This window comes from Brevundimonas sp. Leaf168 (assembly GCF_001423685.1).
GTDB lineage: Bacteria > Pseudomonadota > Alphaproteobacteria > Caulobacterales > Caulobacteraceae > Brevundimonas > Brevundimonas vesicularis_C.
Map to the genome: position 1 here is coordinate 18,091 of NZ_LMOY01000002.1, position 22,758 is coordinate 40,848.

General features: G+C 66.5%; 22 protein-coding genes and 1 pseudogene. 11 read left to right on the forward strand and 12 right to left on the reverse strand.

Features of this window, described 5'->3' with window-relative positions:
- Positions 1-27: 27 nt before the first annotated feature.
- Positions 28-1,638, forward strand: coding sequence for a globin-coupled sensor protein (locus ASF81_RS04515; RefSeq protein ID WP_055805511.1), 1,611 nt, complete (start codon positions 28-30; stop codon positions 1,636-1,638).
- A gap of 2 nt (positions 1,639-1,640) precedes the next feature.
- Positions 1,641-1,901 (forward strand): hypothetical protein, encoded by a 261-nt coding sequence (locus ASF81_RS04520; protein WP_156363147.1) that lies wholly within the window; start codon positions 1,641-1,643, stop codon positions 1,899-1,901.
- Between the two features lie 12 nt (positions 1,902-1,913).
- Here the strand turns inward: ASF81_RS04520 and ASF81_RS04525 are convergent, their stop codons facing one another.
- Positions 1,914-2,408 (reverse strand): hypothetical protein, encoded by a 495-nt coding sequence (locus ASF81_RS04525; RefSeq protein ID WP_235559233.1) that lies wholly within the window; start codon positions 2,406-2,408, stop codon positions 1,914-1,916.
- Positions 2,409-2,715: 307 nt separating this feature from the next.
- On the opposite strand from ASF81_RS04525, the gene ASF81_RS04530 reads away from it, so the two are divergent.
- Entirely contained in the window at positions 2,716-3,357 is a 642-nt protein-coding gene (locus ASF81_RS04530; protein WP_235559234.1) for a cytochrome c oxidase assembly protein, read from the forward strand.
- Entirely contained in the window at positions 3,354-4,073 is a 720-nt protein-coding gene (locus ASF81_RS15390) for a cytochrome b (RefSeq protein ID WP_039245638.1), read from the forward strand. Before ASF81_RS04530 ends, ASF81_RS15390 begins: the two co-directional genes overlap by 4 nt.
- Here the strand turns inward: ASF81_RS15390 and ASF81_RS15395 are convergent.
- Positions 4,051-4,545 (reverse strand): annotated as a pseudogene (locus ASF81_RS15395) (cytochrome c); the annotation flags it as partial. The gene ASF81_RS15390 and the pseudogene ASF81_RS15395 sit on opposite strands and share 23 nt — an antisense overlap.
- Before the next feature lie 253 nt (positions 4,546-4,798).
- On the opposite strand from ASF81_RS15395, the gene ASF81_RS04540 reads away from it, so the two are divergent.
- Genes ASF81_RS04540 through ASF81_RS04555 form a run of 4 tightly spaced genes read left to right on the forward strand, consistent with a single transcriptional unit; the run spans position 4,799 to position 8,988 of the window.
- Positions 4,799-5,170: a cytochrome c family protein gene (locus tag ASF81_RS04540; RefSeq protein ID WP_055754907.1), complete on the forward strand. Its 372-nt coding sequence runs from the start codon at positions 4,799-4,801 to the stop codon at positions 5,168-5,170.
- Positions 5,160-6,137 carry a cytochrome c oxidase subunit II gene (coxB, locus tag ASF81_RS04545; RefSeq protein ID WP_055805517.1) on the forward strand — a complete coding sequence of 326 codons (978 nt, stop codon included), beginning with the start codon at positions 5,160-5,162 and terminating at the stop codon, positions 6,135-6,137. The genes ASF81_RS04540 and coxB overlap by 11 nt, the downstream gene beginning before the upstream one ends.
- Positions 6,134-8,680: a cbb3-type cytochrome c oxidase subunit I gene (locus ASF81_RS04550; protein ID WP_055805520.1), complete on the forward strand. Its 2,547-nt coding sequence runs from the start codon at positions 6,134-6,136 to the stop codon at positions 8,678-8,680. Before coxB ends, ASF81_RS04550 begins: the two co-directional genes overlap by 4 nt.
- The gene (locus ASF81_RS04555; RefSeq protein WP_055805523.1) at positions 8,677-8,988 is read left to right on the forward strand and encodes a hypothetical protein; all 312 of its coding nucleotides are present in this window, start codon (positions 8,677-8,679) and stop codon (positions 8,986-8,988) included. Before ASF81_RS04550 ends, ASF81_RS04555 begins: the two co-directional genes overlap by 4 nt.
- A 32-nt stretch (positions 8,989-9,020) precedes the next feature.
- Here ASF81_RS04555 and ASF81_RS04560 read toward each other — a convergent pair whose 3' ends face one another.
- From ASF81_RS04560 to ASF81_RS04580, 5 genes are all read right to left on the reverse strand, one after another.
- Positions 9,021-11,213: a polysaccharide biosynthesis tyrosine autokinase gene (locus ASF81_RS04560; RefSeq protein ID WP_055805525.1), complete on the reverse strand. Its 2,193-nt coding sequence runs from the start codon at positions 11,211-11,213 to the stop codon at positions 9,021-9,023.
- 81 nt (positions 11,214-11,294) lie between these two features.
- The gene (locus ASF81_RS04565) at positions 11,295-12,578 is read right to left on the reverse strand and encodes an outer membrane beta-barrel protein (RefSeq protein WP_055805529.1); all 1,284 of its coding nucleotides are present in this window, start codon (positions 12,576-12,578) and stop codon (positions 11,295-11,297) included.
- A 21-nt stretch (positions 12,579-12,599) separates the two neighbouring features.
- A complete protein-coding gene (locus tag ASF81_RS04570; RefSeq protein WP_156363150.1) occupies positions 12,600-13,577 on the reverse strand; it encodes an SDR family NAD(P)-dependent oxidoreductase in 978 nt (325 codons plus the stop codon).
- Positions 13,574-14,896 carry a UDP-glucose/GDP-mannose dehydrogenase family protein gene (locus tag ASF81_RS04575; protein ID WP_055805536.1) on the reverse strand — a complete coding sequence of 441 codons (1,323 nt, stop codon included), beginning with the start codon at positions 14,894-14,896 and terminating at the stop codon, positions 13,574-13,576. The genes ASF81_RS04570 and ASF81_RS04575 overlap by 4 nt, the downstream gene beginning before the upstream one ends.
- 126 nt (positions 14,897-15,022) lie before the next feature.
- Positions 15,023-15,814: a PhoH family protein gene (locus ASF81_RS04580; protein WP_088582943.1), complete on the reverse strand. Its 792-nt coding sequence runs from the start codon at positions 15,812-15,814 to the stop codon at positions 15,023-15,025.
- Between the two features lie 310 nt (positions 15,815-16,124).
- On the opposite strand from ASF81_RS04580, the gene ASF81_RS04585 reads away from it, so the two are divergent.
- The gene (locus ASF81_RS04585) at positions 16,125-16,652 is read left to right on the forward strand and encodes a gamma carbonic anhydrase family protein (protein ID WP_055805541.1); all 528 of its coding nucleotides are present in this window, start codon (positions 16,125-16,127) and stop codon (positions 16,650-16,652) included.
- On the opposite strand, the gene ASF81_RS04590 is transcribed toward ASF81_RS04585, so the two are convergent.
- From ASF81_RS04590 to ASF81_RS04605, 4 genes are all read right to left on the reverse strand, one after another.
- The gene (locus ASF81_RS04590) at positions 16,647-17,579 is read right to left on the reverse strand and encodes a bifunctional riboflavin kinase/FAD synthetase (protein ID WP_055805544.1); all 933 of its coding nucleotides are present in this window, start codon (positions 17,577-17,579) and stop codon (positions 16,647-16,649) included. The genes ASF81_RS04585 and ASF81_RS04590 overlap by 6 nt on opposite strands.
- Positions 17,579-18,040: a MaoC family dehydratase gene (locus ASF81_RS04595; RefSeq protein ID WP_017506733.1), complete on the reverse strand. Its 462-nt coding sequence runs from the start codon at positions 18,038-18,040 to the stop codon at positions 17,579-17,581. Before ASF81_RS04595 ends, ASF81_RS04590 begins: the two co-directional genes overlap by 1 nt.
- 39 nt (positions 18,041-18,079) lie before the next feature.
- Entirely contained in the window at positions 18,080-18,949 is an 870-nt protein-coding gene (locus ASF81_RS04600; protein ID WP_055805549.1) for a TIGR01459 family HAD-type hydrolase, read from the reverse strand.
- A 192-nt stretch (positions 18,950-19,141) separates the two neighbouring features.
- Entirely contained in the window at positions 19,142-20,413 is a 1,272-nt protein-coding gene (locus tag ASF81_RS04605; protein ID WP_055805597.1) for an EAL domain-containing protein, read from the reverse strand.
- Between the two features lie 109 nt (positions 20,414-20,522).
- On the opposite strand from ASF81_RS04605, the gene ASF81_RS04610 reads away from it, so the two are divergent.
- Complete coding sequence (locus tag ASF81_RS04610) at positions 20,523-21,293, forward strand: SDR family NAD(P)-dependent oxidoreductase (RefSeq protein WP_055805552.1); 771 nt, start codon at positions 20,523-20,525, stop codon at positions 21,291-21,293.
- A gap of 43 nt (positions 21,294-21,336) precedes the next feature.
- Positions 21,337-22,251 (forward strand): lysophospholipid acyltransferase family protein, encoded by a 915-nt coding sequence (locus tag ASF81_RS04615; protein ID WP_055805554.1) that lies wholly within the window; start codon positions 21,337-21,339, stop codon positions 22,249-22,251.
- Here the strand turns inward: ASF81_RS04615 and ASF81_RS04620 are convergent.
- On the reverse strand, positions 22,209-22,715 hold the full coding sequence (locus ASF81_RS04620) for a response regulator (protein ID WP_055805557.1): 507 nt from the start codon (positions 22,713-22,715) through the stop codon (positions 22,209-22,211). The genes ASF81_RS04615 and ASF81_RS04620 overlap by 43 nt on opposite strands.
- Between the last annotated feature and the right edge of the window lie 43 nt (positions 22,716-22,758).

Genomic DNA, 22,758 nt, shown 5'->3' on the forward strand with positions numbered 1-22,758 from the left:
AACTGACCGCCATGCAAGGGGGCCGTCATGTCGGACGCAATGAATCTGGACCAAAGACTTCGCTTCTTGAAGATGGACAAGGCCGCAAGGTCCCGCCTCGCCGACGCCAGGCCCGTCATCGAGGCGGCGCTTCAACCCAGCCTTGAAGCCTTTTACGACCAGGTTCGCGCGACGCCGGACGTGGCCCGCTTCTTCGGCGTGGAGAGCCAGATCGCGGGGGCCAAGGACGCCCAGGCGCGACATTGGGGCTTGATCGCCTCGGGCGCCTTTGATCCGGCCTATGTCGAGGGCGTGCGCCGCATCGGCCAGACCCACGCCCGGATCGGCCTGGAGCCGCGCTGGTATATCGGCGGCTACGCCCTGGTCCTGGAAGGGCTGATCGAGGCGATCGTCACATCCCACGCCAAGACGCGGTCGCTGTTTTCGAAGCGCGACGACGGCAAGGCCTTGTCTGCGACGCTGGCCAGCGTCGTGAAGGCCGCAATGCTCGACATGGATTTCGTCATTTCGCTGTATCTGGAAGCCGCCGAGACCAAGCGCCTGGAGGCGGACCAGAAGCGCGCAGAGGCCGAGGCCGAGCAGACGCGGGTGGTGGAGGATACGGCGGCGGCTCTGGCGGCTTTGGCGCAGGGCGACCTGCGCACCCGCATCGCGTCCGATTTCACCGGCGTCTATGCGCGCCTGAAGACCGACTTCAACACCGCCATGCAGCGCCTTGACGACGCCATGGCCGAGATCGCCGGCAATACGGGCGCCATGCAGCTGGGCGCCGCCGAAATCAGCGAAGCGGCCGACGACCTGTCGCGGCGCACCGAGCATCAGGCGGCCACGCTGGAGGAAACGGCGGCCGCGCTGGACGAGATCACCGCTACGGTGAAGCGGGCGGCCGAAGGCGCCAGTCGCGCCGCCGCGGTCGTGGAAACCTCGCGTCAATCCGCCGAGCAGTCGCGCGAGGTGGTCGTCCGCGCCGTCGAGGCCATGACCGCGATCGAACAGTCGTCGTCGCAGATCAACCAGATCATCGGCGTCATCGACGAGATCGCTTTCCAGACCAATTTGCTGGCCTTGAACGCCGGCGTCGAGGCCGCCCGCGCGGGTGACGCGGGACGCGGGTTCGCCGTGGTGGCCTCCGAGGTTCGGGCCCTGGCGCAGCGGTCCGCCGAGGCGGCCAAGGAGATCAAGTCGCTGATCACCACCTCGTCCGTCCAGGTGAAGTCCGGCGTGACCCTGGTCGCAGAAACGGGCGACGCCCTGTCGTCCATCGTCAAGCGCGTCGCCGAAATCGACGAGCTGATGAACGAGATTACGGCCTCGACGCGCGAGCAATCGACGGCGCTGGAAGAGGTCAACACCGCCGTCAACCAGATGGATCAGGTGACCCAGCAGAACGCCGCCATGGTCGAACAGTCGACGGCGGCCAGCCACAGCCTGACCTCTGAGAGCCGTCAGCTGTCGGATCTGGTCCAGCGCTTCAGCCTGACGCGCGAAACCGCGCTGAGCAGCCGAGCCCTCGCCGCCCCACCGCCGCGCAAGCCGAGCGCGAGCCGATCCACACGTCCGGCCGCCCTGCGATCTTCCGGCTCGGCCGCGCTGGCTGTTGTGGAGGAGGCGGACACGGCCGGCTGGGAGGAGTTCTGAAAATGAGAGAAGGAAGCGCGAGCTACCGGATGACCTTGGCCTGCGGGCGGCTTTTGATGCTGGACGAGATCAATGCGCTGACATCGCGCTGGAACGAAGCCCTGGCCGCCAGCCAGACCGACGAACAGACCTTCCAGACCATATCCAACGCCTGGCGCGACATGGGCGCCTTCATCAGCCGCGCCGTCTTTCAAAACGCTGCCGACGTTCGCCGACTATCGCTCGAACACCGCTGCCAAAGCGCCGGAAACGACAATGGCTAGCGGACGGGGTCCCTATTCGGCTGCGACCACGACGACCGGTCGGCGTGACATCAGCACGATCATCAGCAGACCAAGGGCGGACGCGCCGGCGCCGGCCAGAGCGACAGCTGGATAGCCGAGGCCGCCGGCGATGACGGCGCCGCCCAGAGCGGCCCCGATGGCGTTGCCGAGATTGAAAGCGCCGATGTTGACGGCCGAAGCCAGGTTTGGGGCCTCACGCGCTGCATCCATCACGCGAACCTGAAGCGGCGGCACGAGCGCGAAGCTGGCGATGCCCCAAAGGAAGATGAGAACGGCGCTTACGCTGGCGAAAGGCATGGCCACGGCGAAGGTCAGCAGGACGAGCGACAGGCCGGCGAGGGTGACGATCAGCGTGCGATCGACAGAACGGTCAGCAAACTTGCCGCCGATCCAGTTGCCGACTTCAGCGTCGCCGACGCCATTGCGAAGGGTGAGCTCGTGCCGCTGCTTGAGGATTTCAATCCTGGCGATCGTGAGCCCATCCATGCTGTATTCGTCGGCGGCGCCAGCGTTCCCGCTCGCGTCCGGGTGTTCGTCGACTTCTTGGTCGATCAACTGCGGCCACGGTCGGTTGCAAGGGACGCTACCGAAGTCGCCCCTAGTGCTGAAACGGGGTGATCGCGGCAATTCGTCGTAGAAATGATCCGCGCGGAACCGTCACAGCTGGCTTGGCTTTTCCCTTTCACGGGGATCAGGAGATCCGGCAAGGGGCGAGGGTGCAGGTTTGAGTTGGATGCCGTATTGCGGTCCTGCGCCAGCTTTTGGCGAGTGGCGCTGGAATCTTGATCCGATCTTGCTGGCCGTCCTCATTGCAGCCGCGGGCCTGGTACTTTGGCGGCTGGAAGGGCGGCGGCGCGGCTATGGTCTGGCGGCTGTCGCTGTTTTAGCCGTTGGATTTGTCTCCCCGCTGTGCGCCCTTAGCTCGGCGCTGTTCTCGGTGAGGACGGTGCATCATGTGCTGTTGGTCGGCGTCGCCGCGCCCTTGCTGGCGGCGGCCTTGCCGATAAGACGATATGGGTCGCTGATCCTGGCGACGGCGGTGCAGGCGGTGGTGTTCTGGGCTTGGCATGCGCCTGACGCCTATGGCGCCGCCCTGTCGGACGATGCGGTCTATTGGGTGATGCAGATCAGTCTGCTGGCGAGCGCCGTCTGGTTCTGGTGCGCGTCGCGGTCGGCGTCTGCGCCGGCGGCGGTCATCGCCCTATTGGCGGCCATGCTGGCGATGGGGCTGCTCGGGGCGGTGCTGACCTTTGCGGGGCAGGCGGTTTATGCCCCCCATGCCTATTCGACCCTGGCCTGGGGCCTGACGCCGCTGGAGGATCAGCAGGCGGCCGGGCTGATCATGTGGGCGCCGGCGGCCGCGCTGTATCTGATCGCCGCCCTGTGGCGGCTGGGGCGAATGATCGGCCCTGACGCCGAGGCGCATCCGGCATGATCGAAAGACTGTTCAGGCAGCTGCTGGAATGGGCGGCGGGTCACCATGACGAGGGTCGATACTCGCCCGTCGGCATCGGCTTTCATTGGGTGATGGCGGGGCTGGTGATCTTCCAGCTCGGCTGGGGCTGGTGGATGGGGCGCCAGCCGGTGGGCGGCGCCATGATGGCCGCCTACGACCTGCATTTCGCGATCGGCGTATTGATGCTGATCCTGGTGATCGGCCGGCTGTCATGGCGTTTGCTGGCGCCCGACCTGATCAATGATGCGGACAAGCCGGGTTGGGAGAGCATGGCCGCCCATGTGACCCACTATGTCTTCTACATCTGCCTGTTCGGCCTGCCGCTGTCAGGCTGGGCCATGATTTCGGCGACGGATCGGACACGCCAGCTGGAGACTTTAGGGTTCATCAAATGGCCGCTGCTGCCGCTGCAGGATCTATCCAACACCCAGCTATGGGCGATCGAGGCGGCAGCGGAATGGATGCACTGGGGACTGGTCATCACCCTGTTGCTGATGATCCCGATCCACGCCGGCGCGGCGCTCAAGCACCATCTGATCGATAGGGACGACGTGTTTCACGCGATGCTGCCGGTCGTGCCGCAGCTTCGACCGAAGCGGACCCGGTGGCAGCGGCGCTGGCGCGCGCTGGAGAAGCGGGTTGCGTCGACAGCCAGGACGCTATGGCGCGGGCTTCTGGGTCCGAAAGCGATTTGACGGCGGCGGCCATGACGCCGCGCGGGTCGTTGCGGCGTTTGCCCGCTTTCCAGCGGTTGATCTGTTCCAGCGTGTAGGCGGCGGGCTGACCGGCGATCTGCGGGTTGCCGCCCTGGCCCGAGCCTTGACCCTGGTCGCCGTGACATGAGGCGCAGGCGACGATGCCGCGCGAGGGGTCGCCGTTCAGAAAGAGGGCGGGCGCAGGCGCCGTCGGCGCGGGCGGTTGCGTCGGCGGCGCGGGCAGGGCGGCGTAGTAGGCGGCGACCTCGCGTCGGCCCTGCTGGTCCAAGGCCTTGGCGATGCGGGTCATGGCGTCGTCGGGACGAAGGCCCGATGCATAGTCTTCCAACTGCTTTTGCAGATAGCCAGCGTCCAGGCCCGCAAGCCGCGGGGCGGCGATACCGTCACCGCCGCCGTCCAGGCCGTGACAGGTAAAGCAGGCGTTGGCCGCCCCGCCGGCGCCGCCGCTCATGGCGATGACCTGACCATTCGCCGTGAAGGTGCGATCCGTCTGGCCCGGCGTGGCGTCGCAGGCGGCCAGGCCGGTCAGCAGAACAAGGACGGAAAGGGAGGCGCGCACGGCGGTGCAACACCTGCTTATGGCGAAGGTTCCTTGTGGCGATGCGCCGAGGCTCCATGTCGCAGTCGGGAACCTCCGTCCGACAAGAGGATTGCTCTGGCGAAGCTTCGGGGGGCGGATGGGTTTTCGGACGAAGGGCGAAGCGATGGGACGACGGGCGGCGGCCTGCGCGCTGGCGCTCGCCCTGTGCGCCTGCGTGGACAAGTCCGACCTGCCCCGGCCGGTGGTTCAGGCCGATGCGGCCGCCGGACTGGCGGTGATTAAGGAGGTCGGTTGCGCGGCCTGTCACCGGATTCCCGGCGTCGCCTGGCCCGAGGGCCGGTCCGGCTCGAACCTTGCGGGGTTCGGCGCGCGCCCCCTGATCGCCGGACGCTTGCCGAACCAGCCCGATGTCCTGATCCGCTGGCTGATCGACGCGCCGTCGATGGACCCCGGAACCGCCATGCCGCCCATGCCCCTGACGCAAGACCAAGCCCGCGACGTCGCGGCCTATCTGTACACGCTCGATGAAGACTGACGCCCCTCCCGGAATCGCCGGCTGGCCGCCGCCCGTGCTGGATCCGGCCGGGCCGTTCGCCGGACCGATCCAGACCGTCGCCTGGGTGCTGTTCATCATGGTGGCGGTGGTGATGGTCGTGGTGGCGGTGGCGCTGGGCATCGCCCTGTTCGGGCCGCGCAAGTGGAAGCGGCGGGTCGGCGGCGAGCGACTGATCTGGATTGCGGGACTGGTCTTCCCGGTGGTCGTTCTGACCGGGCTGCTGGTCTATGGGCTGACCACGACCGCGCGGGTGGCCGATGCGCCCAAGCCCGGCGAACTGCGGGTGCGCGTCACCGGCGAAATGTGGTGGTGGCGCGTGGCCTATCTGGACGATCAGGGGCGAGAAATCGTCCAGGACGCCAACGAGGTCCACATCCCGGCCGGCCAGCCCGTCGTGTTCGAGCTGGAAAGCGCGGACGTGATCCACAGCTTCTGGGTGCCGCGCCTGGGCGGAAAGACCGACATGATCCCCGGCCGCCGCAACTTCATGCGCCTGCAAGCCGATGCGCCTGGGACCTACGGCGGCCAATGCGCCGAATATTGCGGCGGTCCTCACGCCCTGATGGGGCTGGTGGTCGTGGCCCATGCGCCGGACGACTATGCCGCCTGGTTGGCGCGTCAGTCGCGGCCGGCCGCCGTCGTGCCCTCGGCCCAGGGGCCGCTCGCCTTGATCGACCAGGGGCGTAACGTCTTCGCCGCCTCGGGCTGCGCCGCCTGTCACACCATTCGCGGCACCGAGGCGAACGGTCTGGCGGGACCGGACCTGACCCATGTCGGCTCGCGCCAGACGCTGGGCGCCGGCATCCTGCCGAACAATCAGGGGACGATGGCCGGCTGGATTTCGGACAGCCAGAGCCTGAAGCCCGGAAATCGGATGCCGTCCTATGCGGTCCTGTCGGGCCAGGACGTGCGCGCCGTCGCCGCCTATCTGGAAAGTCTGAAATGAGTTCGGAAACCGGGTTCGATCCCGAACTCTATAAGCGCTTCCCCACCACCGAAGCCCGGCCCGAGGGCGAGCTGGAGCAACTCGACGAGGTCTGGTGTGGGCCGCGGCGGCCGTGGGAGTGGATCACGGCGATCAACAACAACTACATCGGCGTCTATTACGTCGGCGCGGCCATGCTGTTCTTCGTGCTGGCAGGCGTGCTGGCGCTGTTGATGCGGACCCAGTTGGCCCTGCCGATGACGGGCTTCCTGGCGCAGGAAACCTACAACCAGATCTTCACCATGCACGGCACGGTGATGATGTTCCTGTTCGCCGTGCCCGCGGTCGAGGCGCTGGGCGTGCTGTTGCTGCCGCAGATGCTGGGGGCGCGCGATCTGCCGTTCCCGAGGCTGAGCGCCTACGCCTTCTGGGCCTATCTGGTCGGGGGGCTGTGCTTCTTCGCCTCGTTGTTCTTCGGCCTGGCGCCGAACGGCGGCTGGTTCATGTACCCGCCGCTGACGTCGATGACTTATTCGCCGGGGATCAACGCAGACTTCTGGCTCCTGGGCATCGGCTTCATCGAGATATCGGCCATCGCCGGCGCCATCGAGATCATCGTTGGGGTGCTGAAGACGCGCGCGCCGGGCATGACGCTGGACAAGCTGCCGATCTTCGCCTGGGCCATGCTGATCTTCGCCTGCATGATCATCATCGCCTTCCCGTCGATCATTCTGTCGACCCTGCTGCTGGAGCTGGAACGCGCGCTGGGCTGGCCCTTCTTCGATGCGGCCAAGGGCGGCGACCCCATGCTGTGGCAACACCTGTTCTGGTTCTTTGGCCACCCCGAGGTCTACATCATCTTCCTGCCGGCGGCGGGGGCGATGTCGACCCTGATCCCGGCTGTCGCCCAGACCAAGCTGGTCGGTTATCGGCTGGTAGTCCTGGCCATGCTGGCGACCGGCTTCATCAGCTTCGGCGTCTGGGCGCACCACATGTTCACCACGGGCATGCCGCAGATCTCGATCAACTATTTCAGCGCCGCCTCCATGGCCGTCAGCGTTCCGGCGGCGGTGCAGGTCTTCGCCTGGATCGCCACCCTGGCGGCGGGCAAGATGCGGTTCAACACGCCCGGCCTGTTCGCCGTCGGGGGACTGGTGATCTTCGTCATGGGCGGACTGACCGGCGTGATGGTCGCCATGGTGCCGTTCGACTGGCAGGCCCACGACAGCTATTTCATCGTCGCCCACCTGCATTACGTCCTGATCGGCGGAATGGTCTTCCCGCTCTTCGCCGCCATCTACTACTGGACGCCGATGTCCAGCAGCCGGCCGCTCAGCGAGCGGTGGGGCAAGTGGATCTTCTGGCTGATGTTCGTTGGTCACAACGTCACCTTCATGCCCATGCATCTGACCGGGCTGATGGGGATGCCGCGGCGGGTCTATACCTATCTGCCGGATCGGGGCTGGGACCTGCCCAATATGATCTCGACCGTCGGCTCCTTCATGTTCGGCCTGGCGGTGGTGTTGTGGATGATCGACATGATCCGCAACTTCCGGCCCTTCGGCGAAAAGGACGCGGGCAATGTCTTTGGCGGGCCGGGGTTGGAGTGGTTGCCCGCAGGTCGCTACTCGCTACGCTCCGTCCCGGTGATCAAGAGCCTTTATCCGGTGTGGGACCAGCCGAACCTGGCGCGCGACGTCGAGGCCGGCCGTTATTTCCTGCCCGGCGCGCCGCGCGGTGAGCGCGAGACCATGATCACCAGTCCGATCAACGCCGAGCCCCAATATCTCCAGCGGATGCCCCGGCCGTCCAGCTGGTACGTCTGGGGGGCGATATTCACCGCCGGCTTCTTTTTGATCCTGACGATCCAGGCCTATGTCGCCTCCTTGGTCAGCGGCGTGCTGGCCGTCTACTGCATCCTCAAATGGTGCTGGGGACTGGATCGCCCCAGCGGTCCAGCGACGGTGGATGTCGGCGGCGGCGTTCGACTGCCGACCTATGTGTCCGGCCCCAGCAGCCACGGCTGGTGGGCGATGGTCATCACCCTGATCGTGTCGGGCATGGTCGCGATCATGGCCTGCTTCTCCTACGTCTTCCTGTGGAGCCGCCGACCGGACCTTTGGCAGGCGCCGCCCGAGATCGGCTCCCTGCCTTTGACCCTGAGTTTGCTGGCGGCCGCCGGACTCGGCGCCTGGGCTTCGCAAGGCGCGCTGAAGCTGGACCGGCCGCGCAGCGCCGGCATCGCCTCTGTCCTGATGCTGGTCGCCACCCTGGCGGCGGGCGGCGCCTTTGCGGCCGAGGCCTCGGCCTGGTGGAACTCGGGCCTGCGTCCCGACGTCTCCAGCCAGGGCGCGACCGTCTATGCGCTGTTGGCCTGGCAGGGGACATTCGTCGGCATTTCGTTGTTGATGGGACCGTTCGTCCTGCTGCGCTGGCTTTGCGGCCTGGTGTCGCCGCGCTATCCGGCGACGTTCGAAGTGGTCGCCCTGTTCGTGGCCTTCACGGCGGTTCAGGGCGCGGCGACGACCCTTCTGATCCGCCTGTTCCCGGGCGTCGGCGCATGAGGTTCTGGCTGCTGATGCTGGGCGGCCTCCTGATCTGGGCCGCCCATTTCCTGGGCCTGTATCTGCTGTCGAGCGCCAGCGACGTGGCGCGTGGCGACGCCGGCGCCTGGAACGCTGTCGGGCTGACTTTCAGCGCCCTCTGCCTGGCAAGCATTGGCGCCCTATGTTGGAAATGCCTGATTGCCCTGCGTGCAAAGCCGGAAGCGACACGATCCTTCGGCTTGCTGCTCGCGATAGCCGGGAGCTTGCTTGGTGCAATCGGCGTTGTGTTTCAAACTCTGGTGCTTGTCGTCGATGGCAGAATATGAAGCTGATTGTGCGGCCTGATCTCTTCCGACAATCAGGCCGCATAGTATTTTCTATAGGCCCGGTAATCATAGTCGGCTTGGCCATAACCTAGGCCGGCCTCCGCCCGAACATCGATCTGGCTGAGGGTGACGCCGGAAAGGCGAACACCGGATTGGCTGAGGATGCGGATCGCAGCGGCGACGGCGCGCGCGGGGGTTTTTCGCCAGCGGGCGAGCAGGATGACGGTGTCGGCCTTGACCGCCAGGATGCGGGCGTCGGCGAGGACCAGGACGGGTGCGGTGTCGATGACGATCAGGTCGAAGGCCTGCCGCAGTTCGTTGAGCAGGGCGTTCATCGGCGGGGCGCCGAACAGGTCGTCGGCCGACAGGCCTGATCCCGACAGGGGCAGAACCTGTGCGCCGGAGTCCGGGTCCAGCACCGAGACGTTTCGCCAGGCCGCCGCGCCGTGCAGGACCTCGGCCAGGCCGTGATCGGGGTTCAGGCCCAGCATCCGTGTCACGCCGCGCCGACGCGGGTCGCCGTCGATCAATAGAACGCGTCCGCCGGAGCGCGCGGCGACGCGGGCCAGACAGACGGCTGTAGTGGTCTTGCCTTCGCCAGGCAGGGCGGAGGTGACGGCGACGATGCGCGCGGACGGTTCGCCCACGACGCTGACGATGGGAGTGATCGACGTGCGCAGCGCCCGGAAAGCCTCGGCGAAGACCGACAGCGGGCGTTGGACGACGAGGTCGATCGGATGCAGCGTCTGATCCTCAGCCGTCGCCACGGAGGAGGCCAGCGGAACGGCGCCGACGGCGGCGACGCTCAGCCTGCGCTCGATGTCATCGGGGCCGCTGAGACCTGTCTGCGTGGCGTTGGCGATGATGACGGCGCCATTTCCCGCCGCCGCGCCGAGCATTAGGCCCAGCGCGAGGCTGATCATCAGGTTCGGCGCGCTTTGCGCGGTCGGAGGCGTGGCGCGCGAGACGATGCGGGCGTCCGCCTGTTCGACGCCGGTCTGGGCGCTGGTCTCGCGATAACGATCCAAGAAGGCGCGGTAGATGGCGCGGGCTGCTTCGGCCTCGCCTTCCAGTTCGCGCAGGCGCACCGAGGCGGCATTGTTGTCGGCCAGCGCGCCGCGCGCGGCGTCCAGGCTGGACTGGACCGAGGCGGCGCGTTGGCGGGCAACCTGGGCTTGGGCGTCGAGATTTGAGACGACACGGCGGATCTCGGCCTGGATCTGAGCGTCGATGTCGGACAGCTCCTGACGGGCGCGGATCATGTCGGGGTGCAAAGGGCCGTAGCGGACAGAAAGGTCCGCGACGCGCGTACTGATCGCGGCGCGCTGGGCGCGCAGGTTCTGGACGACGGGAGAGGAGAGGGCCTCGCCGACATCGTCGCCGTTGGAGCCGGCCGCCATCTGGGCGCGGGCGGTGCGCAGGCGGGCGTCCTGCTCGGCCTGCTGTGCGCGGGCCAAGGCGAGTTGCTGGTTGTAGGCCGAGATCTCCTGCTCCGTCAGGGTGGCGCCCTGGGCGCTGAGCAGGCCGTTTTCTATTCGGTAGGCTGAGACGGCCGCGTCGGCGGCCTCGACCTGGCGGCGCAGATCTTCCAGCCGGGCGCCCAGGAAGGTGTTTGCCTGGGCGTTAGCGTCGAATTTGGCGGTGAGTTGAGACTGGAGATAGGCGTCGGCGAAGGCGTTGGCGATGCGGGCCGCCTTGATCGGACTTTCGGAGGTGACGCTGACCGCCATCGAATAGGTCAGGCCGACGCGGCGCACGGTCAGGCGTCGCCGGACGGCGTCGATCACCTGTTGCCGCTCGATCTGAGGGTCGGTAGCCGCAGGCGTGGCGCGCGGCAGGCGCCGGGTAAGGGGCGAGGATCGCAGGCGAGCGTTGAACTCAGGATCGCGAATTAGATCCAGCGTCTGGACGACTTGGGCGGCAAGCTGGGGTGACTTCAGAACTTCGACCTCGGTGTCGACGATGGCCGCCTCGGCGTCGAGCGCCGACAGCACGGCCTGTCCCGCCACGACCTGTTCCTTGCGTGTATTGATCTGGAGGCTGGCGGTCGCAGTATAGACGGGAGGCTGACCCAGCATCAGGGCCAGTACGATCAGAAAGACACCCGCTGCGATAGCGGTGAACAGACCGAGCCGACGGCGGAAGGCGGCGATCAAGGCGTGGAGGTCGATGGCGTCGTCCGCCGGCTGGCCGGGACCGCCGATCGCGGTGTCGTAGTGGGTCATCGCGCCATCGAACGGTGATCGTCCCGTCCAGTGGTGCGATGATGTCTTCAGGTTGTCAATCTTCGCGCTGTGGCCGTGCAGTCAGAACTGCGAGACGACGGCGAAGGAAAGACGTGTCGAGCGATAGCTCGGTCCCGCCGCCCCGCCGGACGACGACTGGTCGAGATAGGTCAGACCGGCGGTCAGACCGTCGCGACGGTTGAGGCGATAGACGGCGCTGAAGCTGGCGGCAAAGCGCGTGTCGGTGCGGTCGAGGCCGTTGTAGTCGTCTTCGCTCCACGCCGTTTCCGCCGTCAGGATGAGATTGCGCAGCAGTTCGTGGTCCACGCCGATCGACACGCCGGTGCGCAGGGCGCCGGCCGAGCCGATCACGCCGGTGTCCTCCACGCTGCGCCCGGCGGTGGTGGTCAGGGTCGTCAGTTGCGTGGGAAACCACGACAGGCGCGCACGACCGCCGACACCGTCGAGATCGCCATAGGCTGTATCCTGGAAATCCTGGCGGATGTATCCGGCGGCGACCTCGCCCCGGATCAGCGCGCCCAGCTCGAAGTCCACGCCAGCGAGGGCTTCGTGGCCGGAAGAGGATCGTTCCGGCGACCCTGCCACCTTGCGATAGTCGCGGTCATCACGGGCGATTTGGACGAACAGGGCCGTCGCGGGAGAGAGGGCGTAGTCGGCGCGGCCGGTCAGGCGGACGACGGTGCGATCCCGGTCGTCCTGTTCGATTACGGCGCCGGCAGCGCTCAGTCCATCGCGGTAGTCATAGCGAAGAACGGCGGCGTCGGCCCGGAGGCGCAATGGACCCCGCGTGCGCGTCGCCGCAAGCGAGGCGGAGGCCAGATCGAAGGCGATCGGGCGGCGAGCAACGGGGCCGGCCCCCGCGGCGGTGCGGGCCTCGTGATCGTGGGCGTAGTCGGCGGCCAAGGTGATGTCGGCGCCTCGAACGATGTCGAGACGGCCGGCGCCGCCCAGGCTCCAGTCGGTCGTGTTCTCGCTGTCGAAATCGAGATTCCGGTCGATTTCGGCGCGGGCGCGGGTTTCAAGCGCGTGGCGCGACCAGTTGGATCGGACAAGGACCTCAGGCGTCAGGCGCAAGGTCGTTGCAGGCTGACGGTCGTCTTCGGCTGCAAAGACGTTGTCGTTTTGGACGACGCCCGACTGAAGCCGAGGAAAGGTCGTGAAGCCGCCGGCCCGGATGCCGAGCGGGTCATAGGAGGGTTGCGGCCGGTCACGCACGGCGACCGCGCGGTTGCGAACGAAGAGGTCGATTTGCGCGTCCTGAGCCGAGCGCAAAGCCTGAGCCGAGGCGTCGGTTGCGCCGAACAGCATCAGGGCGACGCCCGCCGGCAGGATTTCGCGTCGCATCGGCCCCCCAGCCTTCTTGCGTCAACCGTTCTCGTATTGACGCCACCAGGCGACGAACTTTTCCAGTCCGATCTTCAACGGGACCTTGGGTTGATAGCCGCACAGGGCGTTCAACTTTGAAATGTCGGCATAGGTGGCGGTGACGTCGCCGGGCTGCATCGGCCGCATGATCTTGTTCGCGCTGACGCCCAGCGCGGTTTCCAGCGTGGAGATCATCTCCATCAGGCCGACGGGCTGGCTGTCGCCGATATTGTAGATTTCATGCACGCCCCGCGCCGGGGGGCGGTCCAGCACGGCGACCACGCCGTCGACGATGTCGTCGATATAGGTGAAGTCGCGCGCCATCTTGCCTTCGCCAAAGACCTCGATCGGCTCGCCGCGCACGATCTTCTGGGTGAAGCTGAAATAGGCCATGTCGGGCCGGCCCCAGGGGCCATAAACGGTGAAGAACCGCAGCCCCGATTGCGGAAAGCCATAGAGCCTGGCGTAGCTCTGGCTCATCAGTTCGCACGAGCGTTTGGTGGCGGCGTAGAGCGAGACGGGATTGACCGTCGGGTCGTCTTCACGGAAGCCCGAACCCTCCAGAGGCCGGTCGCCATAGACCGAACTGGACGAGGCATAGACCAGGTGGGTCACGTCATTGTGCCGCGCGGCCTCCAGCATCGACAGATGGCCGGCCAGGTTGGACCGCTCGTAGGCGAAGGGGTTCTCGAGGGAGTAGCGGACCCCGGCCTGGGCCGCGAGGTGGACAATCCGCTTGACCCCGGCATCCGCGACCAGCGCACGCATCTGCTCGTGGTCGGCGATGTCGGCGCGGACCATCCTGAAACCGTCGCGACCCTCAAGCCGAGCGGCGCGGGCGGCCTTCAGGCGCGGATCGTAGTAGTCGTTGAAGACATCGACGCCGATCACCTGCTCGCCCCGGTCCAGCAGCCGCTCGGCGACGTGCATGCCGATGAAGCCGGCCGCGCCCGTGACGAGGATCGGCGCGCCCATCAGCCGCGCCCGATGCCCATGTAGCGGAAGCCGCGATGCTTCATATCCTCGGGTCGATAGATGTTGCGCAGATCGACCAAGACCGGCTGTTTCATCAGCAGCTTGATGCGGTCTAGATCCAGGGCGCGGAACTGGTCCCATTCGGTGACGAGGACCACGGCGTCGGCGCCGACGACGGCGTCATAGGCGCTGTCCTTCATCTGGATGTCCGGCAACAGCTTGGCGGCCTCATGCATGCCTTCGGGATCGAAGGCCTGGACGGTTGCGCCGGCGGCGATCAGAGCAGGCGCAATGTCCAGCGACGGCGCATCGCGCATGTCGTCGGTGTTCGGCTTGAACGTCAGGCCCAGGAGGGCGACCGTCTTGCCCTGGACGCTTGTGCCCAAGGTTGCGGCGACGCGGTCGGCCATGGCCTTCTTGCGGGCGTCGTTGACCTCGACCGTGGCCTCGATCAGCTTGGTCGGCGCGCCATACTGCTGGGCGGTGCGGACCAGGGCGATGGTGTCCTTGGGGAAGCACGAGCCGCCATAGCCGGGGCCGGCGTGCAGGAACTTCGAGCCGATGCGCTTGTCCAAGCCGATGCCGCGCGCGACCTGCTGGACGTCGGCGCCGACGGCTTCGCACAGGTCGGCCATCTCGTTGATGAAGGTGATCTTCATCGCCAGGAAGGCGTTGGCGGCGTATTTGATCAGTTCGGACGTGCGACGGCCCACGAACAGCAGCGGGCTCTCATTCAGGTTCAGCGGACGATAAAGTTCGCTCATGACCTTCTGCGCGCGACCGCCGGCGTCGCCGGTCATGTCGTCGATGCCGATGACGACTCGGTCGGGACGTTTGAAGTCGCCGATCGCGGCGCCTTCACGCAGGAATTCGGGGTTGGAGACGACGGCGAAGTCGGCCTTCGGATTGGTCTTGCGGATGATGGCTTCGACCTCATCGCCCGTGCCGACCGGGACGGTCGACTTGGTGACGACGACGGTGAAGCCTTCGATCAGGCCGGCGATCTCCTCGGCGGCAGCGTGGACGTAGGACAGGTCGGCATGGCCGTCGCCGCGACGCGTCGGCGTGCCCACTGCGATGAAGACGGCGTCGGCCCGGCGAATGGCCTCGGCGCCGTCCAGGGTGAAGAACAGTCGACCTTCGCGCACATTGGCGGCGACCAGATCATCCAGCCCCGGCTCATAGATCGGGATTTCGCCCCGCTCCAGCCGCTCGATCTTGGAGGGATCCTTGTCGATGCAGGTGACGACATGGCCGAAGTCGGCGAAACAGGCGCCGGACACCAGGCCCACATAGCCCGTCCCAATCATCGCTACGCGCATCGAAATCCCTCATCAGCCGCGAGCCGACCTTTAGCGGTGCGGTGCGCCCGGGGACAATGGCTTTTGGTTTCGCGGTGCAACGCGCCTGCAGCCGACGCCGTCCAGCGGCGGCTGCAGGATCGGGCTTTAGAGGACGCCGATCATCGACGCGACCAGCGGGTGGCGGACGATGTCGCGCTCGGCCAGACGCACCACGGCGATGTCGGGTACGGCCTCCAGTCGCGCCGAGATGTCCGACAGGCCCGAGATGCCGGGCAGCAGGTCCGACTGCTGCGGGTCGCCCGTCACCACCATGGTCGAATGCCAGCCTAGGCGGGTCAGCAACATCTTGAGCTGGACGTAGGTGCAGTTCTGCGCCTCGTCCACGACGATGAAGGCGTTGTTCAGCGTGCGGCCGCGCATATAGCCGACCGGGGCGATCTCGATCAGGCCTTCGGCCATCAGCGCCTTGACCCGCTTCATCGACAGACGATCGGACAGGGCGTCATAGAGCGGGCGCAGATAGGGAGCCAGCTTGTCTTCCATGTCGCCGGGCAGGAAGCCGATGGATTCGCCGGCCTCGACAGCAGGGCGGCTGAGGACGATGCGGCCGACCTTGCCCGCCTCCAGCGCCTCAACCGCCTTGGCGACGGCGAGGTAGGTCTTGCCGGTGCCTGCGGGACCCAGCGCCATGACCAGGTTGTGGTGGTCGATGGCTTCCATCAACTCGCCCTGGCCCTCAGACTTGGGCTTCAGCGTCTTCAGATAACCTTGGTCGCGGTCGTCGTTCGAAGGATAGGGCGACCACCCTGATCGCTCGTGATGTGGGGCGTGAAGCCGACGAACTTTCGACTCCTCCATGAAATCACGCGAATCCAGGATTCCGTGTTCACGCGTTTGACGCTTGGTTGCAGCACGCTTGGTCATGGACGCCTCCAGGGCATGAAAAAAGGCGGACCCGAACGGGCGCCGCCTTGGATGGTCTTGGGGAGGAAGAGGTCGAGGCCTGCAGAGCAGCGGCCCGGATCGACAGCAGGGCCGTCTGCAACGGGGTGCGCCCGCCGCCGAACAACCGAACCAGGATCCCAACGCGCCACGCGAAAGCCCCGACTTGATGACCGGATCGGGCTTGATCCGGTTTCGGATCCGGGGCCGAAATGGCGACCCACGAATCGCATCAACAGAATGATGCTATCGTGGTTAGCGATCCGTTAAAGCCCTCGTTTTTCAAAGATTAGGCGGTGTACAGATGACCATTTACGCCTTGGGCGACAGCAAACCGCAGCTTCCGCCGCGGGGCGAATACTGGGTGGCGCCAAGCGCATCGGTGATAGGGAATGTGATTCTCCATCCCAACGCCAGTGTCTGGTTCGGCGCCGTGCTGCGCGGGGACAACGATCCGATCACCGTGGGGCCTGACAGCAACATTCAGGACGGCAGCGTGCTTCACACCGACATGGGGTCGCCGCTGACGCTGGGGCGCGGCGTGACGGTGGGGCACAAGGCCATGCTGCATGGCTGCGAAGTCGGGGACTACAGCTTGATCGGCATCGGGGCGGTGGTGCTGAACGGGGTCAGGATCGGCCGAAACTGCATCATCGGGGCCAATGCGCTGATCACCGAGGGCAAGATCATCCCGGACAATAGTCTGGTGGTGGGGCAACCCGGCAAGGTGGTGCGGGAACGTGATCCGGCGCACATCGCCGTGCTGCAGATGTCGGCCGAACATTATGTGCAGAACTGGAAGCGGTTCGCGGCTGAGCTTCGGCCTCTATGAGCGGCTGAGGACGGTCCGCGCCGCCGCCGCGTCGGCGTCGATCTGGGTCTTCAGGGCGTCGAGACCGTCGAAGGTCTCCTCGCCGCGCAGCCAGGCGACCAGTTCGGTGTCCAGCGTCTGGCCGTAAAGGTCGCCGTCGAAGTCGAACAGCCAGACCTCCATCAGCGGGGTCTCCAGCGCATACATGGGACGCACGCCCAAGCTGGCGACGCCGTCGATCACCCGCCCGTCCGGCAATCGGCAGCGGGTCGCATAGACGCCATAGGCGGGGCGCATATAGTCGCCCAGCGGGACATTGGCCGTCGGCACGCCGATGGTGCGGCCGCGCTTGTCGCCGTGGATGACCTCGCCCCGAATGGCGAAGGGGCGGCTCAGGATCGCGGCGGCGCGGGCCATGTCGCCGGCCTTCAGGGCCTCTCGAACGGCGCTGGACGACAGTTTCAGCCCGTCCGGGTCATCCAGCCGTTCGGCGACCGAAACGGTGAAGCCCAGCCGCTCGCCGTAGACGCGCAGGGCCTCGGGCGAGCCGGATCGGCCCTTGCCGAAGGTGAAGTCGAACCCGACGGCGGCGTGGCGGATGCCCAGGCCCCCGGCCAGCACCCGCTCGGCGAAGGCGGCGTCGGTCATGCCGGCCATCTCGGCGTCGAAGGGCAGCAGATAAAGGATGCCTACACCTAGTGGGGCCAAGGCCTCAGCCATCTGGTCGGCCGTCATCAGCCGAAAGGGCGCGGCGTCTTTCTGGAACCAGCGGCGCGGATGAGGATCAAAGCTGACGACGCCCAGCGGCGCGCTCAGCCGTTCCGCCGCGTCGCGTGCGCCGGCGATGACGGCCTGATGCCCGCGATGCACGCCGTCGAAGGCGCCGACGGCGACCGCCGCGCCTTTCAGCGCGTCCGGCAGGTCGCGCCAGTCGCGGACAATCTGCATCAACGCTGGGACGGTTTGCGCCGGCGGGGGACGCGGACGACGGCGACGCCGTCCATGATCATGGTCTCGCCGACGAAGCCTTCGCAGCTGAGCTTGACCCGCGCGCTCTCGGGCTCGACCTCGATCACGGTGATCAGGATGCGCACGACGTCGTCGATCCGCACCGGCTGATGGAAGGCCAGGGTCTGGGAAATGTAGATCGAGCCGGCGCCCGGCAGGATGGTGCCGACCACCGCAGAGCCGAACGAAGCGCTGAGCAGGCCGTGGGCGATACGGCCGCGATAGGCGGTCTTGGAGGCGAAGGCCTCGTCCAGATGCACCGGGTTGAAGTCGTCGGACGCCTCAGCGAACAGCCGAATGCGGTCCTCCGTCGCGACGACGATTTTCTCGGCCGCCATGCCGACGTGAAGTTCGTCCAGGATGTAACCACCGGACGGATGCTGCTGAACCAATTCGACCATGGATGAGGCTTTAGCGGTGGTGCGACAAAATGGCGAGCCTTACCAGTTCAGTTCGAGCGCGGCGTATCGCGCATAGGTCGTTTCCGCCTTCAGCAAAGCGGCGGCGCGGGCCGGGTCGAGCGCGCCGTCCTCGCCCTTGGCCTGGTCGCCGTGGATGCCCTGGGCGATGAACAGGCAGTCCAGCCCTTGCGCGTTTGCGCCCATCACGTCGGTGACGACGCCGTCGCCGATGCACAGGATGCGCGAGCGATCGACGGGGCGGCCCAGCAGGCCTTCCGCCTCCTTGATCGCCAGGTCGTAGATCGGGGCGAAGGGCTTGCCCGCCATGACGACCCGGCCGCCCTGCGATTCATACAGGTCGGCCAGCGAACCGCCGCAATAGATCAGCTGGTCGCCGCGCTGCACGACCCGGTCGGGATTGGCGCAGATCAGTTCGATGTCGCGTGCGGCGCCGACGGCGAACCGCTCACGATAGTCTTCGGGCGTCTCGACCGTGTCGTCGACCGGGCCGGTGACGGAGATGAAGGCAGCGTCCTCAGGCGACGCAGCGCGCTCGAGGTTAAGGCCCGCGTACAGCGGCGCGTCACGCTCGGGGCCGACGATCCAGGCCGGACCGGGCGCACGCCTGGCCAGTTCGGCGCGCGTCGCGTCGCCGGAGGTGACAAAGGCCTTCCAGGCCTCGCGCGGCACGCCCAGCCCGTCCAGCTGAGCGATCACGTCCGACGCTGGACGGGGTGAGTTGGAGATCAGCACGACATGGCCGCTCTCGCGGTTGAACCGCGTCAGCGCCTCGCACGGGCCAGCCCAGCTTTCGCGGCCATTATGGATCACGCCCCACACGTCGCAGAGCAGGATGTCATAATCGCCGGCGACGGTGCCGAGGTGGGGCAGGGCGTGGGGGAGGGTCATGGGACTTTGGTAGCCGCTACGACGCAGAGGCGAAAGTCTCCTCCCCATGAAATGGGGAGGGGGACCGCGACGCGGTGGAGGGGTTCTTGAAACTGGCTCGGCGCCTGTTGTGGGGGAAGAACCCCTCCGTCGCGGCGCGAAGGGGTGCCGCGCCACCTCCCCGCAAGGCGGGGAGGAGACGGAACAGTGGCTCTAGTGGCGCCTGCGCTGCTCGGCGCTGCGCAGGGTGGAGCGCAGGAACTCGGCGGGGGGGTCGGTCTCGGCCAGGACCTGTTCCTTGATGGCGCGGGGTTCGCCGAACAGGTGGCCCTGGCCCATGCCGACGTCCAGTTCGAGGATGTCGACGACCTGGCGTTCGTTCTCGACCTTTTCGGCGATGACCTCGACGCCGTAGCGGCGGGTCAGGGCGGCGAAGTCGGCGGCCTGAATGTCGGGCATGGAGCGCAAGGGCGCGCCGCCGTCTAGGTCCAGCAGCTGTTCGATCATCAGGTCGGCCGCGACCTTGATGAACTTGACGTCCGAGCGTTGCAGGTCGGCGAAGTCGAGGTCCAGCGTCTGCACCTTGTCCAGCGAGAAGCGGAAGCCCAGGTCGGCCAGCTTAGCCATGTTGCGCGCCTCGATAGCGCCGCGCGCGTCGAACGTCGCCTGACCCAGTTCGAAGATCAGGGCCTGGTTCAGGTCGCGGTTCTCGCTGAGGAAGTCCAGGAACTGCGGAAAGAAGGTCTCGTCGCCCAGCGAGGTCAGGGCCACGTTGCAGAAGACGCCGACCTTGCGATCCTGACGCGCCAGCCGCCGCACGATCTGGGCGCAGCGGAACAGCAATAGATTGTCGATCGCCGGCACCAGACCCTCGCCCTCGGCCAAGGACAGATATTCCGCCGGCATCATCACGCGGTCGGTGGCGTCGCGCAGCCGGGTGAAGCTCTCGTAGAAGATGGTCCGGCGCTGGGGCAGCGAGACGACCGGCTGAAGATACAGATCGACGCGGCCTTCGCTGAGCGCTTCGTGGATAGTGCGCAGCAGAACGTTGGACTGGGCCATGCGGCGGCCCTCGAAAGTCTCCACGCCGATATGCGGAGCGGCGGCTAGGCGCTCGTCGATGCTTTCGCTCATCTGCTGAACCAGCGACTCCAGCATCCGGACCTCGCCGGTCAGGGCGTCGGTGTCGGACAGGACGCCGGTCTCGATGGCGTGCGCCAGTTCGGTCAGGGCGCCCTGGGTCGATTCCATCGCATCGGCGAGCAGGCGGTGGGCCTCGCGGACCTGGCCGATCTCCTTTTTGAGGACGCGGCGCTCGGCGATGCCGGTGACGATGCCGTGGAAGGCGCCCAACAGCCCCAGCGCGCCGAGCGTTCCGGCCACGCCCGCGCCGATCCCTAAGCCCGCGCGCCATAGGAAGGCGCCCACGGTCATGCCGAGGAACAGATAGGCGAAGTAGAGAAAGCCCGTTGTTACGTTGCGCATCGGCTGGCGGTCGGCCACTCCCGGATGGAATCGCCTGAGTATCAGGCTATCAATGTCATTCGGCTAGAGCGGGGCTGCAAATATCCCCGCCAAACCTACGGGAAACGCAATGGAACTGTTCGATCTGACCGGCAAGGTCGCAATCATCACCGGCTCATCGCGGGGAATCGGCAAGGCCATCGCCGAACGGCTGGCCGAACACGGCGCCAAGGTCGTCATCTCGTCGCGCAAGGCCGGGCCGTGCGACGAGGTTGCCGCCGAGATCAACGGCAAATATGGGGAGGGACGCGCTATCGCCGTTCCCGCCAACATCGCCTCGAAGGAGGATTTGCAGCGGCTGGTTGATGAGACCAACGCCGCCTTCGGCCAGATCGACATCCTGGTCTGCAACGCCGCGACCAATCCCTACGCCGGGCCGATGGCGGGCATCGCCGATGACCAGTTCGAAAAGATCCTGCAGAATAACGTCATCTCGAACCACTGGCTGATCCAGATGGTCGCGCCGCAGATGGTGGAGCGGAAAGACGGGGCGATCCTGGTGATCTCGTCCATCGGCGGGCTTCGCGGCAACGCCCTGATCGGCGCCTACAATATCTCCAAGGCGGCGGACATGCAGCTGGTGCGCAATCTGGCGGTGGAGTGGGGACCGTCGAACGTGCGGGTCAACTGCATCGCGCCTGGGCTGGTTCAGACCGATTTCGCCAAATATCTGTGGGAGAATCCGGAGCTGCTGAAACAGGTCACCGAGCCGGCGCCGCTGAAAAGGATCGGTCAGCCCGATGAAATCGCGGGCACGGCGGTCTATCTGTGCAGCCCTGCGTCGGCCTATGTGACCGGCCAGACCCTTGTGGTGGACGGTGGATTGACGATTGCCTGGTGAAGACACGCGCTCGAGCAGCCCGAAGGGCGATAGCGCGACAAGCGTGAAGCAGGATCTGATCTGGCGCCTGGAGGCCTTCGGCTTTCAGGCGCTGTTCGGCTTTCTGCGCCTGTTGGGCGTCGAGCGGGCATCGGGGTTGGGCGGCTGGCTGCTGCGCACCCTGGGGCCGCTGACCGGCACGCAGAAAACGGTGATGCGAAATCTCCGCATCGCCTTTCCCGAAATGGGCGAGGCGGAGCGTCAGGCGCTGGCCTTGGCGCAATGGGACCAGACGGGCCGGACCTTCGCCGAACTGGCGGTCATGGATCATCTGACGCCGGAAGGCGGGCGGGTCGAGGTGGTCGGGATGGAGCGGCTGCACGCCCTGCGCGACAGCGGCAAGCCGGCAGTGCTGATTTCTGGCCATCTGGCCAACTTCGAGGTGATGGCGGCGGTGATCATGGCTTCTGGCGTGCCGTGTCAGGTGACCTATCGCGCCGCCAATAATCCGTACGTCGACGCCCTGATCCGCCAGAGCCGGGAGCGATACGGGATCCGCCTGTTCGCGCCCAAAGGCGACGGGACGCGCGAGCTGATGGCGGGGATGAGGCGCGGCGATTCCATCGCCCTGCTGGTCGATCAGAAATACAATCAGGGGCCGGAGGTGGAGTTCTTCGGCCAGCCGGTGAACGCCTCGCCCGGAGCCGCCAGACTGGCGTTGAAGTTCGACACGGTCATGCTGCCGCTGTCAGTGGTGCGCCTGCCGGGCGTGCGGTTCCGGGTGACGGCGCACGAGCCGATCGTGGTCAATCAAAGCGAGGACAAGGCGGCCGATACGCTGGCCGGCATCCAGGCCGCCAATCGCTTCGTCGAGGAACGAGTGAAAGAGCATCCCGTGGACTGGTTCTGGGTCCACAAGCGCTGGCCGGACAAGGTCTATGCGGCGTTGGAGCGCGAGGCGTCCGATCCTCGACGGTAGGGCCCGGCGTAGTCGGGCGTCTCGCGGCGCCGACGGCAGGGGCCGATATAGCCGTCGGCCTTGATGAAGGGGCGCGGTCGCATGATGACGGCGTTCAGGCGATCCAGCACGGCCTTGGCGGTGATCGGCTTGACGATGAACTCGGTCACCCCGGCGTCGCGAGCCTCGTAGACGCGGCTGCGTTCGGAATGGCCGGTCATCATGATGATCGGCAGAAACGGATTGGGGCTGTCGGGGCTGGTGCGGACCAGCCGTGTGAACTCGACCCCGTCCAGCGGGAACATATTGAAATCGACGATGGCCAGATCGATCGCGTGGCGACGCAGCAGATCGAAAGCCGTGGCCCCTTCTGACGCCTCATAGACGTTGCGGATGTCGGCCGAATGCAGCACGGCCGACGCGATGGCGCGCATGTTCTGGTTGTCGTCCACGAGCAGGACGTTCAGCGATTTCAGAGAAAACATCGGGCCCCGCCAGATCTTGGATCGAGGCTAGGTGGATATGCGT

Excerpts from the sequence above, each read along its gene's own strand:
- ASF81_RS04575 (WP_055805536.1), bottom strand. The coding sequence starts at position 14,896 with ATGCGCGTAGCGATGATTGGGACGGGCTATGTGGGCCTGGTGTCCGGC.
- ASF81_RS04590 (WP_055805544.1), bottom strand. The coding sequence starts at position 17,579 with ATGCAGATTGTCCGCGACTGGCGCGACCTGCCGGACGCGCTGAAAGGC.
- ASF81_RS04595 (WP_017506733.1), bottom strand. The coding sequence starts at position 18,040 with ATGGTCGAATTGGTTCAGCAGCATCCGTCCGGTGGTTACATCCTGGAC.
- ASF81_RS04600 (WP_055805549.1), bottom strand. The coding sequence starts at position 18,949 with ATGACCCTCCCCCACGCCCTGCCCCACCTCGGCACCGTCGCCGGCGAT.
- ASF81_RS04550 (WP_055805520.1), top strand. The coding sequence starts at position 6,134 with ATGAGTTCGGAAACCGGGTTCGATCCCGAACTCTATAAGCGCTTCCCC.
- ASF81_RS04525 (WP_235559233.1), bottom strand. The coding sequence starts at position 2,408 with ATGGATGGGCTCACGATCGCCAGGATTGAAATCCTCAAGCAGCGGCAC.
- ASF81_RS04585 (WP_055805541.1), top strand. The coding sequence starts at position 16,125 with ATGACCATTTACGCCTTGGGCGACAGCAAACCGCAGCTTCCGCCGCGG.
- ASF81_RS04540 (WP_055754907.1), top strand. The coding sequence starts at position 4,799 with ATGGGACGACGGGCGGCGGCCTGCGCGCTGGCGCTCGCCCTGTGCGCC.
- ASF81_RS04620 (WP_055805557.1), bottom strand. The coding sequence starts at position 22,715 with ATGTTTTCTCTGAAATCGCTGAACGTCCTGCTCGTGGACGACAACCAG.
- ASF81_RS04555 (WP_055805523.1), top strand. The coding sequence starts at position 8,677 with ATGAGGTTCTGGCTGCTGATGCTGGGCGGCCTCCTGATCTGGGCCGCC.
- ASF81_RS04560 (WP_055805525.1), bottom strand. The coding sequence starts at position 11,213 with ATGACCCACTACGACACCGCGATCGGCGGTCCCGGCCAGCCGGCGGAC.
- ASF81_RS15390 (WP_039245638.1), top strand. The coding sequence starts at position 3,354 with ATGATCGAAAGACTGTTCAGGCAGCTGCTGGAATGGGCGGCGGGTCAC.
- ASF81_RS04565 (WP_055805529.1), bottom strand. The coding sequence starts at position 12,578 with ATGCGACGCGAAATCCTGCCGGCGGGCGTCGCCCTGATGCTGTTCGGC.
- ASF81_RS04605 (WP_055805597.1), bottom strand. The coding sequence starts at position 20,413 with ATGCGCAACGTAACAACGGGCTTTCTCTACTTCGCCTATCTGTTCCTC.
- ASF81_RS04610 (WP_055805552.1), top strand. The coding sequence starts at position 20,523 with ATGGAACTGTTCGATCTGACCGGCAAGGTCGCAATCATCACCGGCTCA.
- coxB (WP_055805517.1), top strand. The coding sequence starts at position 5,160 with ATGAAGACTGACGCCCCTCCCGGAATCGCCGGCTGGCCGCCGCCCGTG.
- ASF81_RS04515 (WP_055805511.1), top strand. The coding sequence starts at position 28 with ATGTCGGACGCAATGAATCTGGACCAAAGACTTCGCTTCTTGAAGATG.
- ASF81_RS04520 (WP_156363147.1), top strand. The coding sequence starts at position 1,641 with ATGAGAGAAGGAAGCGCGAGCTACCGGATGACCTTGGCCTGCGGGCGG.